The sequence below is a fragment of the Catonella morbi ATCC 51271 genome (genome assembly GCF_000160035.2).
In the GTDB taxonomy this organism is placed as follows: domain Bacteria; phylum Bacillota; class Clostridia; order Lachnospirales; family Lachnospiraceae; genus Catonella; species Catonella morbi.
Map to the genome: position 1 here is coordinate 19907 of NZ_KI535371.1, position 15962 is coordinate 35868.

General features: G+C 37.2%; 16 protein-coding genes and 2 tRNA genes. All 18 read left to right on the plus strand.

What is annotated here, in order from left to right:
* The first annotated feature begins 26 nt into the window (after positions 1 to 26).
* The 18 genes from GCWU000282_RS14635 to GCWU000282_RS14720 all read left to right on the plus strand — a co-directional run bounded on the left by GCWU000282_RS14635 (position 27) and on the right by GCWU000282_RS14720 (position 15866).
* Positions 27 to 1178 carry a class II fructose-bisphosphate aldolase gene (locus GCWU000282_RS14635; protein WP_035041370.1) on the plus strand — a complete coding sequence of 384 codons (1152 nt, stop codon included), beginning with the start codon at positions 27 to 29 and terminating at the stop codon, positions 1176 to 1178.
* Between the two features lie 9 nt (positions 1179 to 1187).
* A complete protein-coding gene (locus tag GCWU000282_RS14640; protein ID WP_023355964.1) occupies positions 1188 to 2021 on the plus strand; it encodes a triose-phosphate isomerase family protein in 834 nt (277 codons plus the stop codon).
* A gap of 102 nt (positions 2022 to 2123) precedes the next feature.
* On the plus strand, positions 2124 to 3182 hold the full coding sequence (locus tag GCWU000282_RS14645; RefSeq protein WP_023355965.1) for an ABC transporter substrate-binding protein: 1059 nt from the start codon (positions 2124 to 2126) through the stop codon (positions 3180 to 3182).
* Between the two features lie 42 nt (positions 3183 to 3224).
* Entirely contained in the window at positions 3225 to 4691 is a 1467-nt protein-coding gene (locus GCWU000282_RS14650; protein WP_023355966.1) for a lactate racemase domain-containing protein, read from the plus strand.
* A gap of 322 nt (positions 4692 to 5013) precedes the next feature.
* Complete coding sequence (locus GCWU000282_RS14655; RefSeq protein WP_023355967.1) at positions 5014 to 6039, plus strand: LacI family DNA-binding transcriptional regulator; 1026 nt, start codon at positions 5014 to 5016, stop codon at positions 6037 to 6039.
* Positions 6040 to 6052: 13 nt separating this feature from the next.
* Positions 6053 to 6586 (plus strand): ECF transporter S component, encoded by a 534-nt coding sequence (locus GCWU000282_RS14660; RefSeq protein WP_023355968.1) that lies wholly within the window; start codon positions 6053 to 6055, stop codon positions 6584 to 6586.
* Between the two features lie 7 nt (positions 6587 to 6593).
* Positions 6594 to 7166 (plus strand): uridine kinase family protein, encoded by a 573-nt coding sequence (locus GCWU000282_RS14665; RefSeq protein WP_023355969.1) that lies wholly within the window; start codon positions 6594 to 6596, stop codon positions 7164 to 7166.
* A gap of 88 nt (positions 7167 to 7254) precedes the next feature.
* Complete coding sequence (locus GCWU000282_RS14670) at positions 7255 to 8034, plus strand: ABC transporter permease (protein ID WP_023355970.1); 780 nt, start codon at positions 7255 to 7257, stop codon at positions 8032 to 8034.
* The gene (locus tag GCWU000282_RS14675; RefSeq protein WP_023355971.1) at positions 8010 to 8813 is read left to right on the plus strand and encodes an ABC transporter ATP-binding protein; all 804 of its coding nucleotides are present in this window, start codon (positions 8010 to 8012) and stop codon (positions 8811 to 8813) included. Before GCWU000282_RS14670 ends, GCWU000282_RS14675 begins: the two co-directional genes overlap by 25 nt.
* 46 nt (positions 8814 to 8859) lie before the next feature.
* Entirely contained in the window at positions 8860 to 9960 is a 1101-nt protein-coding gene (locus tag GCWU000282_RS14680; RefSeq protein ID WP_023355972.1) for an ABC transporter substrate-binding protein, read from the plus strand.
* Positions 9961 to 10033: 73 nt separating this feature from the next.
* The gene (locus tag GCWU000282_RS14685; protein ID WP_023355973.1) at positions 10034 to 10852 is read left to right on the plus strand and encodes a sugar phosphate isomerase family; all 819 of its coding nucleotides are present in this window, start codon (positions 10034 to 10036) and stop codon (positions 10850 to 10852) included.
* Between the two features lie 8 nt (positions 10853 to 10860).
* Complete coding sequence (nagA, locus tag GCWU000282_RS14690; RefSeq protein ID WP_023355974.1) at positions 10861 to 12009, plus strand: N-acetylglucosamine-6-phosphate deacetylase; 1149 nt, start codon at positions 10861 to 10863, stop codon at positions 12007 to 12009.
* Positions 12010 to 12048: 39 nt separating this feature from the next.
* Positions 12049 to 13542 (plus strand): sensor histidine kinase, encoded by a 1494-nt coding sequence (locus tag GCWU000282_RS14695; protein ID WP_035041374.1) that lies wholly within the window; start codon positions 12049 to 12051, stop codon positions 13540 to 13542.
* 25 nt (positions 13543 to 13567) lie between these two features.
* A complete protein-coding gene (locus GCWU000282_RS14700) occupies positions 13568 to 14239 on the plus strand; it encodes a response regulator transcription factor (RefSeq protein WP_023355976.1) in 672 nt (223 codons plus the stop codon).
* Positions 14240 to 14275: 36 nt separating this feature from the next.
* Positions 14276 to 15058, plus strand: coding sequence for a sulfite exporter TauE/SafE family protein (locus GCWU000282_RS14705; RefSeq protein ID WP_023355977.1), 783 nt, complete (start codon positions 14276 to 14278; stop codon positions 15056 to 15058).
* A 152-nt stretch (positions 15059 to 15210) separates the two neighbouring features.
* Positions 15211 to 15522 (plus strand): L-rhamnose mutarotase, encoded by a 312-nt coding sequence (rhaM, locus tag GCWU000282_RS14710; protein WP_023355978.1) that lies wholly within the window; start codon positions 15211 to 15213, stop codon positions 15520 to 15522.
* Between the two features lie 141 nt (positions 15523 to 15663).
* Positions 15664 to 15748: transfer RNA gene (locus GCWU000282_RS14715), tRNA-Leu, on the plus strand.
* A 35-nt stretch (positions 15749 to 15783) separates the two neighbouring features.
* Positions 15784 to 15866: transfer RNA gene (locus tag GCWU000282_RS14720), tRNA-Leu, on the plus strand.
* Positions 15867 to 15962: the final 96 nt, after the last annotated feature.

Here is a 15962-nt window from a genome sequence, read left to right on the forward strand (position 1 = left end):
TATTTAATATTAACGAGGTGATGAAAATGTTAGTAAATATGAGGGATGTTTTAAAGGCGGCAGATGAGAATTTATATGGACAGGGTGCATTTAATGCAAACTCGGTAGCACAGATTAAGGCTCTTGTAGAGATACATGAGGAATTAAGAAGTCCTGCCATTATTCAGGGAGCTAACCTTGCCAATGGCTTTATGGGTGGTTGTATTGATTTTGCAAAATGCACACTTGAGGACAAGAAAAAGGGAGCTAAAAATATAGGTGATGCGGTCAGAAAATATGCAGAAAACAGCAAGGTACCTGTAGTATTACACTTAGATCATGGTAATGACTTTGATGCCTGCAAGGCTGCGATAGATGGGGGCTATACAAGTGTAATGATAGATGGCAGCAGTCTTCCTTATGAAAAAAATGTGGAACTTACCAGAGAAGTGGTAAAATATGCTCACGAAAGAGGAGTGTCTGTAGAAGGCGAACTTGGAGTGCTTGCAGGAGTTGAGGATGATGTATTCAGCGAAAAAAGCAGTTATACCAACCCTTTACAGGCTCTGGATTTCTTTAAAAAGACAGAGGTAGATGCTCTTGCAATAAGTTATGGAACTATGCATGGACCAAATAAAGGCAAAAATGCAGTTATAAGAAAAGAAATTGCAATTGCAATTAAAGAGATAATGAGACATGAGGGAATCGACGGTTTCCTTGTAAGCCATGGTTCTTCAACAGTTCCTCAGTATATAGTTAAAGAAATAAATGAACTGGGCGGAGATATAACCAATGCTTACGGAATTGATGTAAATCAGCTCGTAGAGGTAACAAAGAGTGGAATTAACAAGATAAATGTCGACACAGATATAAGGCTTGCTACTACAAGAAATGTAAGGGAATTATTTAAGAACAGACCTGAACTTAAAAATGTACAGTATTGTGATGAAATATTTAACCTTCTTGAAACTAATCCTAAGGTTTCTGATCCGAGAGCATATTTACATCCGATTATGGATACAATTATGTATGGAAATGTTCCAAATGAGGGTGTGGCTGAGATAGTTAGGGAAGTGGAACTGGCAGTTAAGGAAACAGTAGGAACTCTGATTGTTAAATTTGGAAGTGTTGGTAAAATGCCGCTTGTAAAGACTCATACTCTTTGCGAAATGGCAGAATACTACAATAGTAGAAAGTAAGGTGAAATAATGAAAAAGTATTTATATCTTAATTTAAAAAGATTTGATGTACTTAGAGAATTCGGTGGTGTAAACGGTGATACAGACATAAAAAACTGGTCAAGCAATATAATAAAAAAGGTGCTTGAGCCATTAAAGGAAATCAAGGCAAAATCAGATGCAGAATTTGTAATGTATCTTCCTGAACTACATTTATTTAATGCCTTAGAAGCTGCTGACGATACCTTATCCGTAGGTTGCCAGGGAATCTTCTATGAAAATGTAAGTAAAGGCGGCAACTTTGGTGCCTTTACAACTCACAGAGTAGCGGCAGCAATGAAACAGATTGGTGTGAAAGATGTAATTATAGGTCATTTTGAAGAAAGAAAAGATAAGAATAACCTGCTTTCTATGGCGGGTAAAGAAGATAAGACCTTAGTTAATAAGATATTAAATAAAGAAATCGCACTTGCCATAGAAGCCGGGATTTCACCTTTATATTGCATTGGAGAGAGTCTTGAAGAAAGACAGACTTCCTGGAATGAAGTGCTTAAACTCCAGATAGAAGAGGGCTTAAAGGGGATAGACCTTACTAAGGTAAAAATAGCTTATGAACCTCTTTGGGCAATAGGTCCCGGAAAAACTCCGGCAACAGCCGAAGAAATTAAAGAAGTGGCTGACTTTATAAAGTCAATTGTTAACGTTCCTGTGCTTTATGGTGGAGGACTTAAAAGTGATAATGCTGCTTCTATTTCAAAGATAGAAGGTGTAGACGGAGGACTTATTGCACTGACCAGATTCTCAGGAGAAATAGGCTTTTATCCGGAGGAATACCTGGAGATAATAAGATTGTATCTGGGTTAATGTAAGGTTTACACATGGGGATTATTTTAACCAAAGGGAGATATGACTATATGGTTATAATAATAGAAGTAATTAGCGAATAAATCACATAAGGAGGTATTTATGAAAAAAATAGTCAAAGTTATGGCAGTAATTATGTGTATTGTAGCAGTAATTCTTACAGGTTGTGGGTCTCAAATAGAGAAAAAGACTGATAAGCCGGTTAGTACAGCGTCAGATAAGAAGCAGAAGACTTTAACGTCTGAGAACAAGACTGAAACAGCAGAACTAAATATTGCCTATATGCCAAACTATTGTAGTCTTTGGGCAATTGAAAATGCAATTAACAAGGGATATTTAGAAGAAGAAGGATTAAAAGTAAATCTTGTAGAGTTTCAGGATGGACCTACCATAATAGCAGCAATGGAGTCAGGAAGTATAGATATAGGATTTATTGGTCAGGGTGCACACAAACTTTGTATAAATGGTAAAGCAAAAATAATTGCACTTTCACACATTTCAAATAGTGATGCTGTTATAGCGGCGAACGGAATTACTAAAGTTGAAGAACTCAAGGGCAAAAAGGTCGCATATTCCTCAGGAAGTTCAAGTGAGGATATCCTTGTTAATTCCCTTAACAAAGTAGGAATGAAAATGAATGATATTGAGGCTATAGACATGGATGCAGCGACTATAGTTACATCAATGTTATCCGGTTCAGTAGATGCTTGTGCGACTTGGTCACCGAATACAATTAAAATCTTAGAGGAAATGCAGGGTGCAGTAAAACTAACTGATAACATGACGTTTTCCGACAAAACAGTTTCTCTTGACAGTTGGGTGGTTATCCCTGATTATGCAAAAAAAAATGCAGACATAATATTAAGGTTTACAAGAGCATTGTTCAAGGCAATGGATTATGCCGCAAATGACCATTTTGAAGAAACTTCAAAGTATATAGCGGCACAAACTGCACAGGATTATAGTGTTGTTTTTGCACAGAGATCAGATGCTAAATGGCTTACAGGAAAGGAAGTGTCTAAAGGTGCAACTGATGGAAGTATCGAAAAATATTATGAATTACAGAAGAAACAATTTATAGAATCAGGTGCGGTAGAAGTAGATCCGCCTGTATCGGACTATGTGTTGTTTGACAATATGATTAAAGCAGGAGAATACTAAAAATTTGAATAAGTAAGATAATTATTACAATCGGAGGTAAACATGAACTTAAATTTTGAATATGGACATGGCTTTATGAAGGCAGAATTGCCTGATAATACAGATATATTTATACCGGGTGAGACTGTGGCAGATCCACCTCATATACCGGAGGAGCTTCTTATAGAGAAAACACTTTATTCTATAAGACATCCAATAGGGATGGAGCCTATAAGTAAGCAGGTTAAGGAGGGAAGCAAGGTTACAATCATCTTCCCGGACAGAGTAAAGGGTGGGGAGCAGCCTACATCACACAGAAAAATTTCTATAAAGCTAATTCTTCAGGAACTTTATGATGCAGGAGTTAAAAAAGAAGATATCCTACTTATATGTTCAAACGGGCTTCATAGGAAAAATACCGAAAAAGAGATAAGAGGCGTACTTGGTGATGAATTGTTTTTTGAATTCATACATACAGGTCAGATTATCAACCATGATAGCGAGGATTATGAACATCTTGTAGACTTAGGCAAGACTCCTCAGGGTGATCCTGTCATTATGAATAAGTATGTTTACGATTCTGATTTTGCAGTACTTATAGGACATACACAGGGCAATCCTTATGGAGGTTATTCAGGCGGCTATAAGCATTGTGCAACAGGTATTACACATTGGCGTTCCATAGCTAGCCACCATGTGCCAAAGGTAATGCACAGAGAGGACTTTGTTCCGGTAAATAACAGCTCTGCAATGCGTCATAAGTTTGATGAGATTGGCTCATATATGGAAAAATGTATGGGAAAGAAGTTTTTCTGCTGTGATGCAGTTCTTGATACAAAGTCAAGGCAGATTGAAATAAATTCAGGTACGGCAGATGGAGTTCAGGAAAAAGCATGGGTAATGGGAAATCAGAGGACTTATGTGCCTTTTGCAGAGAAAAAATATGATGTAATTGTATTTGGCATGCCTCAGTTCTTCCATTACGGAGACGGTATGGGGACAAACCCAATTATGCTTATGCAGGCTTTATCAGCTCAGGTTATTCGTCATAAGAGGATAATGAGCGACAACTGTGTATTTATATGCTCAAGTACCTGTAACGGATATTTTAACGAGAGGCTTTGGCCTTACCTGCCTGAGTTATTTGAACTTTTCAAAGAGGAAGGCAATACTTTGGTTGACCTTAACAGATATGGTGAGTATTTTGCAACTAATGAGGAGTACATCAGAAAATACCGTTATGCAAATGCCTTTCATCCTTTCCACGGCTTCAGCATGATATCTTGTGGACATCTGGCTGAAAAACATACCTCTGCCATCTATATAGTAGGGGCTGAAAAACCGGGATATGCCAGGGCAATGGGATTAAAGACAAGAGATACCTTTGAAGAAGCCCTTAAGGATGCAAGACTTAAATATCTGCCAAAGAATCCTAATATTCTTGCTCTTCCAAGAACTTTCACTACTGCGGCAGTTCATCTTATGATGAAAGATGATACAATGCCTGTTGCGGATAGATATTTGAAGTAATATCACCCATAGTCACAGATTGAAAGAGGTTTATCCTATTGTAGTGTGCAGAATAAGAGCCTGTGACCTATAGAGTGAATAATAGGGGATTAATGTACTTAAACTCAGTACTTAGGCTGTAACCGCTAATTTTACAGCCTAAGGTTCGGCTTACTTGTGAATGATGTTATTATTTATTGTAGAGAGTATATTGCTGCCTTTGAATTGAAATCAGGGCAGCTTCTTTTTATATAACAATATGATAACGTTTGCGTAAGTTTGCGTATTAATTTGCCTAAATATATGTTACAATAAGCTTACCTTATAAGGCAGGGGGAAAACCATGGAAAAAAATACAACCCTTAAAGATATTGCAGAAAAACTGGGAATATCTGTGTCTACAGTTTCAAGAGTGATAAATGGTAATTCGGTAAAGGCCGCAAATTCTAAGCTTCAGGACAAAATATGGCAGACTGCAAAGGAGTTAAACTATGTGCCGAATACAGCAGCCCAACTCCTAAAGAGAAGCAGTGAAACTGAACGGGACAGCCTGAGAACAATAGCTTGTGTATTTGCAAGGGCTGATACAGACCAAAGCGATCCTTTTTTCTCAGAAATATCAAGAGCACTTGAAACAGAGCTTTTAAGACAGGGCTTTATTATGAAGTATTCCATTTATAATAAAGGACTTCCACAGGCGGTACTGGAGACCTTCCTAAAGAATGAAAAGGTGGATGGAGTTATTATTCTTGGACGTCCTGATAAAAAGATTATTACTCTTGTATGTAAGTATAATAAATATGTGGTTTATGTAGGACTTAATAAGATAGATGGCGATATAGACCAGGTAATTTGTGACGGATACGAAGCGGGGATGTTGGCACTTAAGCATCTTGAAAGTATTGGAATCAGGAAGATTTTTTATCTTGGAGAAACAAAAAGTGAAGCAAGATACAAAGCATACAAAGACTTTATGAGACAGAGAGGTTTTAGCAGAGAAGTTGATGACTATACTATAGAAAGCTCATTTAGACTTCAAACAGCTTATGACAAGATGAAGATATTTTTAAATAAGGGTGTTCTTCCTGAAGGCTTGTTTTGCGGTAATGATTTGGCTGCACTGGGAGCTATAAAGGCTTTGACTGAGGAAAATATAAAGATTCCGAAGGATATTTCAGTAATAGGGATTGATGATATTGCGATGGCAGGATTTTCTGTACCAATGCTAACTACAGTCAGTATTCCTAAAGAACAACTAGGGAAGAAGGCTGCCAAATTCATAGTAGACAGAATATTGAATGGAAATGACATAAATGTAATAATGATGATTCCTTTTAAGTTGATTATAAGGGAATCAACAAGAAAGTAAAGAGGTAAGAAGAATGATAAGAAATAAAAAGATGGTATTAACAGCATTATTTATAGCCATTGGGCTTACTTTACCCATGATAACGGCTAATGTGCCTATGATAGGTAATATGCTCCTGCCTATGCATTTTCCAATTATAATATGTGGCCTTATTTGCGGAGCAGGCTATGGAGCTTTGGCAGGATTTATAACACCGCTTTTAAGAAGCTTTATATTTAGTATGCCACCCCTTTTTCCTATAGCTACAGCAATGGCATTTGAGCTTGCTACCTATGGTGCGGTTGCGGGACTTGTCTATGTGGTTGTTCAGAAAAGTAAAGGCTCAGCATACCCTGCTTTAATTGTGGCTATGCTTTCAGGAAGAGTAGTGTGGGGAGTTGTAACCTTCATACTGTTTAAGATGGTTGGCAAAGGACTTACGCTTCAGATGTTTATAGCCGGTGCTTTTATTAATGCAATTCCGGGTATAATTGGACAGTTAATCATAATTCCTGCAATTATGTACTATCTTGCAAAACATAGGACTACAGCTATAGAAACTATATAGGTATGAAATGAAATATTCTTATGATGAAATTAAAAATACTGTATCAAAATATTTACAGGGTACAAATGAGACACCTATTTTAATTGCGATTGACGGAAATTGTGCTGCAGGTAAGACTACACTTGCAGCGAGGCTTCAAAAGGATTTGGGTGGGAATGTGTTTCATATGGATGATTATTATTTACAAAGCTATCAAAGAACAGAAAACAGACTTAAAGAAACAGGCGGCAATGTTGATTATGAAAGATTCAAAAAAGAGATAATAGACCCTCTTAAAAAGGGTGAAACGGTTGAAGTATATAACTGCATTCACCCTGATTTCGTTTTGAAATATAAGGAAACCTTAAAATACGAGAGGCTTAATATCATAGAAGGCTCCTATTCCTGCCATCCGTATTTTGGCTGTCCGTATAAATTTCAAATCTTTGTTGAGGCAGATTATGAAGTGCAGATTGAAAGGATAAGAAAAAGAAACGGCGAATTTATGCTCAGGAGATTTATAGCTGAGTGGATACCTAAGGAAAATGAATATTTCAGAAAAATGAAGATAAAGGAGAGCTGTTTGCAGATAAAGAACTAAAATAAAAAAGGATGATAAAAAATCACCCTTATATTCAGATAAATATAGTGGTACAATAACCATAGCTTGATGAAAGGAAATAATTACTATGAAAAAAACCGGTAAGTTAGCTGCAATCCCTAAGTGGTTATGGCTGTTGTTTTCGTTTATAGTGGCAATGATACTGTGGTACTTATTATCTTTAAATCCGCAGACTGCAAGAAGCTTTCCTAACGTAGTTTTAACTTTAGAGTCAATAAAGACTATGATGGATAGGGGTGTGTTCTTTACAGATATAACAAGCAGTCTAATTTCTGTAAGTGTAGGATTTTTATTAGGCTTTGTACTTTCCTTACCTACAGCAATTCTGATGGCCTGGTATGCACCTGTAAGAAATATAATAGAGCCCTGGATTCAGTTTATCAGAAATATTCCACCTCTTGCTTATGTACCTCTTGTAGTTATTTCTGCCGGTGTAGGAAGGAAACCACAGATTATAGTAATTACTATTGCAACCTTCCTTATAATGACAGTTACTATCTATCAGGGCGTTGTAAATGTGGATGAAACTCTTATAAAGGCGGCAAGAGTGCTTGGAGCAACAGATAGAGATATATTTTTCAGAGTTATTGCGCCGGCTACCCTCCCATTTATAATTACAGCGATAAGACTTGGTAGTTCTACAGCTCTCACAACTCTTATTGCAGCTGAGTCTACAGGAGCTGTTGCAGGACTTGGAATGAGAATACGTTCTCTTAACAACAGCTTTGAATCGGCACCAATGCTTATGTATATAATTATAATCGGTATAATAGGAATGTTGGTTGAAAAGCTTGTTAAATATCTGGAGAGGAGGTTTACTTCATGGCAGGAGAAGAGAGAAGTGTAAGCGGTGATGTGAAGCTTCAAATAAAAAAGCTTAAGAAAATATTTAACACCAGAAACGGCGAGATGATTGCCTTAAATGGAGTTGACCTTGATATTAAGGAAAATGAATTTATCTGTGTTGTAGGTCCTTCAGGCTGTGGAAAATCAACTCTGCTTAACATAATTGCAGGACTTTCAGAGCCTACATCCGGAGAGGTTTATTGTGACGGTAAGCTTGTTAAGGGGACAGGAACTGAGAGAGGAGTTGTATTTCAGCAGTATGCATTATTTCCCTGGCTTACAGTAAAACAAAATGTTATGTTTGGGCTTGAGCTTAAAGGAATTAAGGGAAAAGAAGCAGAAGATATTGCAATGAAATATATAAAGATGGTTCAGCTTGAAGAGTTCGCTGAGCATTTTCCAAAGGAGCTTTCCGGCGGAATGAAGCAGAGAGTTGCGATAGCGAGGGCTTATGCAGTAAATCCTTCCATCCTTCTTATGGATGAGCCTTTTGGAGCTTTGGATGCCCAGACAAGAACCCAGCTTCAGCAGGAGCTTTTGGAGACATGGGAAAAAGAGAAAAAGACCTGCTTTTTCATAACCCATGATGTTGATGAGGCTATTATCCTTGCCCAGAGGGTTATTATAATGAGTGCAAGACCAGGAAGAATCAAGGAGATAGTGGAGATAGATATTCCATATCCAAGAGATCAGGAAACTAAGATGTCACCTAGATTTCTGGAGCTTAAAAATCATATCTGGAGCCAGGTATATAAAGAATATCTTGAAATTAAAAAGTAGTAAGCCTGTAAAAACAGGATAGTTTTACTAAATAGGAGGAGAAGTTATGAAAAAAAGAATTTTAGGACTGGCACTTTGTGCAACCTTACTTGCAGGTTCATTAGCTGGATGTGGCGGAAATGCTGCAAAGCCTGAGTCAGAGAAAAAAGCAAGTTCTGCAAGTACACAGACAGTAAGCTCTGCAAAACAGGCATCTGAAACCAAGTCAGAGACCAAGAGTGAGACACCGGCAAGCACAAAGCCTGAAGCTGTTACATTAAATGTGGCTTATATGCCTAACTACGGAAGTCTTTGGGCAGTAGAAAATGCTATTGCACAGGGATATTTAGAGGAAGAAGGAATTACTGTTAATCTTACCGAGTTTCAGGACGGCCCTACAATTATAGCAGCCATGGAGTCTGGAAGCATTGATATAGGTTATATCGGTCAGGGCGCACATAAGCTCTGCATCAATGGTAAGGCTTCAATTTTTGCACTTTCACATATATCAAATGGTGATGCTGTAATCGGTGGAAAAGACATTAAAACAATAGCTGATCTTAAGGGTAAGAAAGTTGCTTATTCTTCAGGAACTTCAAGTGAAGATATCCTGGTAAAAACACTTGCTAAAGAAGGAATGAAGATTACTGATATAGAAGCAGTAGATATGGATGCTTCAGCTATAGTAACAGCAATGCTTTCAGGCGGTGTGGATGCTTGTGCTACCTGGTCACCAAATACCCTTAAGATTCTGGATGAGATGAAGGATGCCACAAAGCTTTCAGATAACCTCACATTTAAGGATAAAACAGTTTCTCTTGCAAGCTGGATAGTAATGCCTAAGTTTGCTACAGAAAAGAGAGATATTCTTGTAAGATATACAAGAGCTTTATTTAAGGCTATGGATTATGCGGCTAAGGATCATCAGGAGGAAACTTCAGAACTTATAGCAAAACGTATTGCAAGTGACAAAGATACAGTATATGCCCAGAGAGGTGATGCAGACTGGCTGACAGGTAAGGAAGTTGCAGCAGGTGCAGCAGACGGAACTGTTGAGAAGTACTATGAGCTTCAGAAAAAAGACTTTATAGCAGCAGGCGCAGTTGAAGGCGATCCGGCAGTTAAAGACTATGTAATGCTTGACGTAATGATAGAAGCAGGCAAATAAACTGTAAATAAAAACTCAGCTGCCGGAAGAGAACAAACTTCCGGCAGCTTTATAAGCTTTAAAGGAGGAAGGCATGAGACACGATTATTATAGTTATTCAAAGGAAGAATTGTTAAAGTCACCTAAAATAGAACTTATTCCTATGGAAGACGGTGAGACTGTTTTTAGGTCAATGGCAGAAGAGATGGTAGCTGAAATAGAAAAAAATAATGCAGCCGGCAAGAATACTGTGTTTATTTGCCCGGTTGGACCTGTGGGACAATATAAATATTTTGTAGAAACAGTCAATCTTAAGAAAGTAAGCCTTAAGGATACCTGGTTTATAAATATGGATGAATATTTGACGGAAGAAAAAGAATGGATAGATAAAGACGATCCTTTAAGTTTTAGGGGATTTATGAAAAATGAAGTATATGATAAAATAGATAAAGCTTTGGTAATGCCTGAAAGTAATCGGGTTTTTCCGGATCCTCAAAATCTTAATTATATTTCTGAGCTTATTGAGAAATTAGGTGGTGTTGATATCTGCTTTGGAGGAATAGGCATAAATGGACATGTAGCATTTAACGAGCCTGAGGAGCAGCTTAACGAGGAGGAGTTTAAAAACCTTCAGACGAGAATACTTGAAATAAAACCGGAGACAAGGGCAATTAACGCAGCAGGTGCTTTAAATGGAGCCATAGAGGACATGCCGAAATACTGTATTACCATAGGCTTTAAGGAAATTTCAGAGGCTAAAAGGATAAGGCTTGGCTGTTTTAGGGATTGGCACAGGGCTGTTGTAAGAAGGGCGGCTTATGGAGAGAGGACTACAGAGTTCCCGGTAAGTTTATTGCAGACTCATAATGATATAAATATAAAGTTTCCAGGCTTAGTTGCAAATATAAAATAGGAGAAGATATGGGAAGCATTTTTATAAAGGGTGCTGAAGTTTATATAGATAACGGCTTTAGCAGGAAAACAGTTGAAATAATTGATTCAAAAATTAAAATCCATGACGAAAATTATGTTTTACCGGATGATGGGGAATTAGTTGAGGCAAGAGGGAAAAAGCTTGTGCCGGGCTTCATAGACATTCATACTCATGGTGGAGTGGGAGTCGATGTAAATGCTGCTACTGCTGATGAACTTGAAAAAATCGGAGAATTTTTTGCAAAAAACGGAACAACATCCTGGCTCTGCTCTGTACTTACAGATACAGAAGAACAGACTCTTTGGTGTATAGACCAATTTAACGAGTATAAAAAAAAGAAAAGGAAGGGTTCAGATTTGGTGGGAATCCATCTTGAAGGACCATTTCTGGCTAAAGAATACAAGGGAGCCATGCCTGAATTTCTGCTTAGAAAATTTGATATAGATTTGTTAAAAAAATATCAGGAGAGATCTGGTGGAAATGTGCGTTATTTAACTGTAGCGCCTGAGGTTGACGGTATTGCAGGTGGTATAAAGGAAATTACAGAGCTTGGTATTGCGGTTTCACTTGGACATTCCGGTGCGGACTATGAAACCGCTATGAAGGCTATAGAAAATGGTGCTACAGCGTCTACACACACCTTTAATGCAATGAAACTTTTGCATCAACATTTTCCAAGTATAATGGGAGCTGTTATGGAGTCAGATGTGTACTGCGAGGCTATTTGCGATGGAAGACATCTTCATCCCGGAGTAGTCCGCCTGCTTATAAAGACTAAGGGCCTTAACAGGGTGGTTGCTGTTACCGATTCGATTATGGCAGCTGGATTGCCTGATGGAAAATATAAGCTTGGTGTAAATGATGTCGTGGTGGAAGAAGGTGATGCAAAGCTGGCTGATACAGGAGTAAGAGCCGGAAGTACCCTTACTCAGAATGTTGCATTGTTAAATTTATTGAAATTTACAGGTAGGCCTCTTGCAGAAGTTTTACCTATATTATCTGAAAACCCTGCTAAATTAATAGGAATATATGATAGAAAAGGCTCGATAGAGGATGGCAAGGATGCAGATATGGTACTGCTTGATGAAGAAAATAAAATTTCAGAGGTTTTTGTAAGGGGACAAAGACAGGGATGATGTAGTGGCTGTAGAACACCTTTAGATTAGGAGATAGGAATGCTTATTATACTGACCTTATTTTTGGTTATATCAACCATAATAATGGTATTTCTTAAGAAGAACAGGGAAATGTTTCTTCTTTTGGGAAGCTGCATCTGCCTTATGATGGAAATAGTTGGAGTTATGATATATATAGCCAAAAAAGGCGGTATATCTGAAAGTGTAATGCAGTTTTTTTACTTTACTGACGGTATTAGGGATTGGATAAGGTATTTGTATATCAGTCTTGGACAACTGGGTTTTTTAATTAACATAGGACGTGTTCTGTTTCCTTATTTTTTGATTGACTTAGCCCTGAATTATTCAATGATAGGGGCTGTAAGGAGAAATAACTGGCTAAAGAAAATTGTAGCAATTCTACCGTTTATAACGCTGATTACTTATTATCCGGGTATATATAGGAAGCTGGTTAATATAAGTGGAAGATGGCAGATATATCTTGCTGAAAGCAGTATGGTATGGATTGTCATATATTTGCTGATAGCAGCGGCACTTCTTTTAATTGAGTATTTTTCAATAACTATGAAATTCTGTAAGACACAGTTTAGAAAAATAATAATCTGCCTCTTTGCACTTATGGGAATATACTTATTATATTGCAGGCAGGATCCGGGGCAGGTATACAGGTTTTACAGCTCACCCTTTGCCTGGAATAAGGGAATAGGCTATTTGCAGGGCAATCCTACCATACTAAGCTATATTACATTGATAACGGCAAGTGTAATATGCTGTGTAATGGGATTTTTCAGTCTGTTTAGCTTCACTAATGATAATTACACCGAGAGCAAGGATGAGGCTATAATACGCAGAAAATTTGATACGGCAAAGATAGGTGCTTCTATGTTTGTCCATAGCATGAAGAACCAGATACTTTCAAATAAGGTAATATATAAAAGAATATCGGTTTTATTTGAAAAAGAAGTACCGGATATGGTAAAATTAAAAGAATATGTAAATGCTCTTGAGGCTTCCAACACTAATATGCTAAACAGGGTTGAGGAGCTTTACCGCCATGTCAAAGCAAATGAGATATATATGGTTCCGGTTTATCTGAAGGATATAATTGAACTTTCTATAAAAAAGTTTAACGAAAAATATACGGATATCAAGGTGGAAACAGAGTTAAACCATAATATTCAGATTTTGGCAGATAAGTCACATTTATCGGAGGCTGTTTGTAATATTCTTACCAATGGATATGAGTCTATGCTGGAGGCAGGTACTGCTAATAAAAATCACATTATAATCAGGGGGTATAATGAAAGACTGTATAGTGTGATTGAAATTAAAGATTTCGGCATGGGAATGAACAAAAAGCTTAGAAAAAAGGTCTTTGATCCATTTTTCTCAAGTAAAAATTCAAACCACAACTGGGGAATGGGGCTTTATTATGTGAGGGAAATTGTTAAAAGCCACCTTGGAATAATCAATATTGAAAGCATAGAAGGAGAGGGAAGCAGCTTTTTTGTTATGCTCCCCAAATATAAGTAATGTGGGATAGTGTATTGGAGGGAAATTGGGTAAAATTAGAATTTTAATTGCAGACGATTTTGTATATTTAAGGGAAGATCTGACTGAGTTAATAAATAGCCAGGATGATATGGAAGTAGTAGGCGAGGCTGAAAGTGGCAGTGAAATCATTGAACTTGCAGAAAAATCAGATTATGATATTATACTTATGGATATTGAAATGGAGCAGACCAATGCAGGAATATTGGCTGCAGAGAAAATAAGAGATAAAAATCCTGATGCAGGTATAATTTTTCTTACAGCACATGAGACTAAGGAGATGATAGTGACTGCTATGGGAGCAGGTGCTGTGGATTATGTGGTAAAGGGAGTTGGGGACGAAGTGCTCCTTATGCACATCCGAAATGCTTATGAGGGCAATCCTGTTATGCAAAGCAGAGTTAGAGATACAGTTATGCAGGAATATGCAAGGTTGCAAAGAAGTGAGAGAAGCCTGTTATTTTTTATAAATTGTATATCAAATCTTACCGGAGCAGAACGAGAACTTGTTAAGCTTTTGTTGCAGGGAAGTAAAGTTTCTGAGATTGCAGACATAAGAAAGGTCGAAAACAGTACGGTTAAAACCCAAATTAAAAGCCTTTTAAGAAAGTTTGGCTGTAGTAGGAGTAAAGAAGTAGTAAGCCTTATTGAAGAATTGAAGATAGGACATTTGTTTTAGCCGCAAATGTAAAAAATAGATTTGAACGGAGTCAGAATGGAAATATTATTTTTTGTAGTATGTTTTTTAGCGTCTATAGTAGGAGCTATCTGTGGAATTGGCGGGGGAGTTATAATTAAACCCCTTTTGGATGCACTTAAAATACTGGATGTGAGCCAGATTAGTTTTTTGTCAGGCTGTACTGTGTTGTCAATGTCTGCTTATTCTGTAATCAAGTCGAAGCTTAGCGGTAAAAAGGAGATTGATACAGCCACAGTCCTGCCGGTTGCGATAGGTGGGGCAGTAGGCGGAATAGTAGGAAAATGGTTGTTCTCCTTTGTGAAGAGTCTGAGTGACAATCCGAATAAAGTGGGTGTAGTTCAGGCTGCCTGCCTGCTTATAGTAACTATCTTTACCCTAGTCTATACAATATTTAAGGATAAAATAGCTACCAAAAAACTTAAGGGCTTACCTATACTTGTTGCTGTAGGTTTATTTTTAGGTATAATGTCATCATTTTTAGGTATCGGCGGTGGTCCTATCAATCTAGTGGTCTTATTTTACCTGTTTTCTATGAGTACAAAGGAGGCGGTAATAACATCACTTTATATAATTTTTGTTTCACAGATTGCAAGTCTGGGGACCTCAATAATTACTCATTCTATTCCGGATTTCCCGATTAAGGTACTTGTAGTTATGGCGACAGGCGGTATATTGGGAGGAGTTGTAGGTAGAATAGTAAATAAGAAGATAGCAGATAAAACGGTGGATAAACTTTTTATAGGACTTATGGCGGTTATGATAGGCATAAATATTTACAATATTTTTAGTTTGGTTTAATATTAAAGAATGGGATGTCAGATGTTTTGTAATTCTTGATTTTACAAGATTATCAATGGTTTATTTTCTGTAATCTCTGTGTAAATATTCAAAGAATTTCAAAAAATCAGTAAATTTTAAAAATATAGTTTGTAAAATAATAGGAGGTATTTATGTATAAGGGTTTTAAAATGAAACTTTATCCGGGTATGGAAGAAGAGTATAAAAAACGTCACAACGAACTGTGGGACGAAATGAAGGATATGATTCAAGAACATGGCGGGAAAAATTACTCTATATTTCTTGACCGCGATACAAATATGTTGTTTGGTTATATTGAAATTGAAAATGAAGAAAAATGGAAAAAGGGTGCAGAAACTGCCATCAATCGTAAATGGTGGCACTATATGGCAGATATAATGGAAACAAATGAAGATGAAAGCCCTGTGAGTTGGGATTTGAATCTTATGTTTCATTTGGACTAATACGTGAAACAGTAAATACAGAAAATTCCCAAAATTCAGTAAATTGAAAAATTTTATTTTACCCCTTGCATTTCCTAAAAAAACATGTTATACTTTCTTTCGTTCAGTCGAACAAATGAAAATTGAAAAGATGAAGTATATGCGGAAGTGTTGAAATTGGTAGACAAGCAAGACTAAGGATCTTGTGGCTATTGCAGTCGTGTGGGTTCAAGTCCCATCTTCCGCACTATTTTTTTTGCCCGGATACTTTATGGACTGCAAGCGGATGTGGCGGAACGGTAGACGCGCTAGATTCAGGTTCTAGTGAGAGCAATCTTGTGTGAGTTCAAATCTCATCATCCGCACTAATTAAAAACTGTTGCAATAAGGTTAAACTTAGTTTATCTTTATTGTAGCAGTTTTTTTGTTTACCGAAAAATTTCGGAAGAATTTCCCGGTAA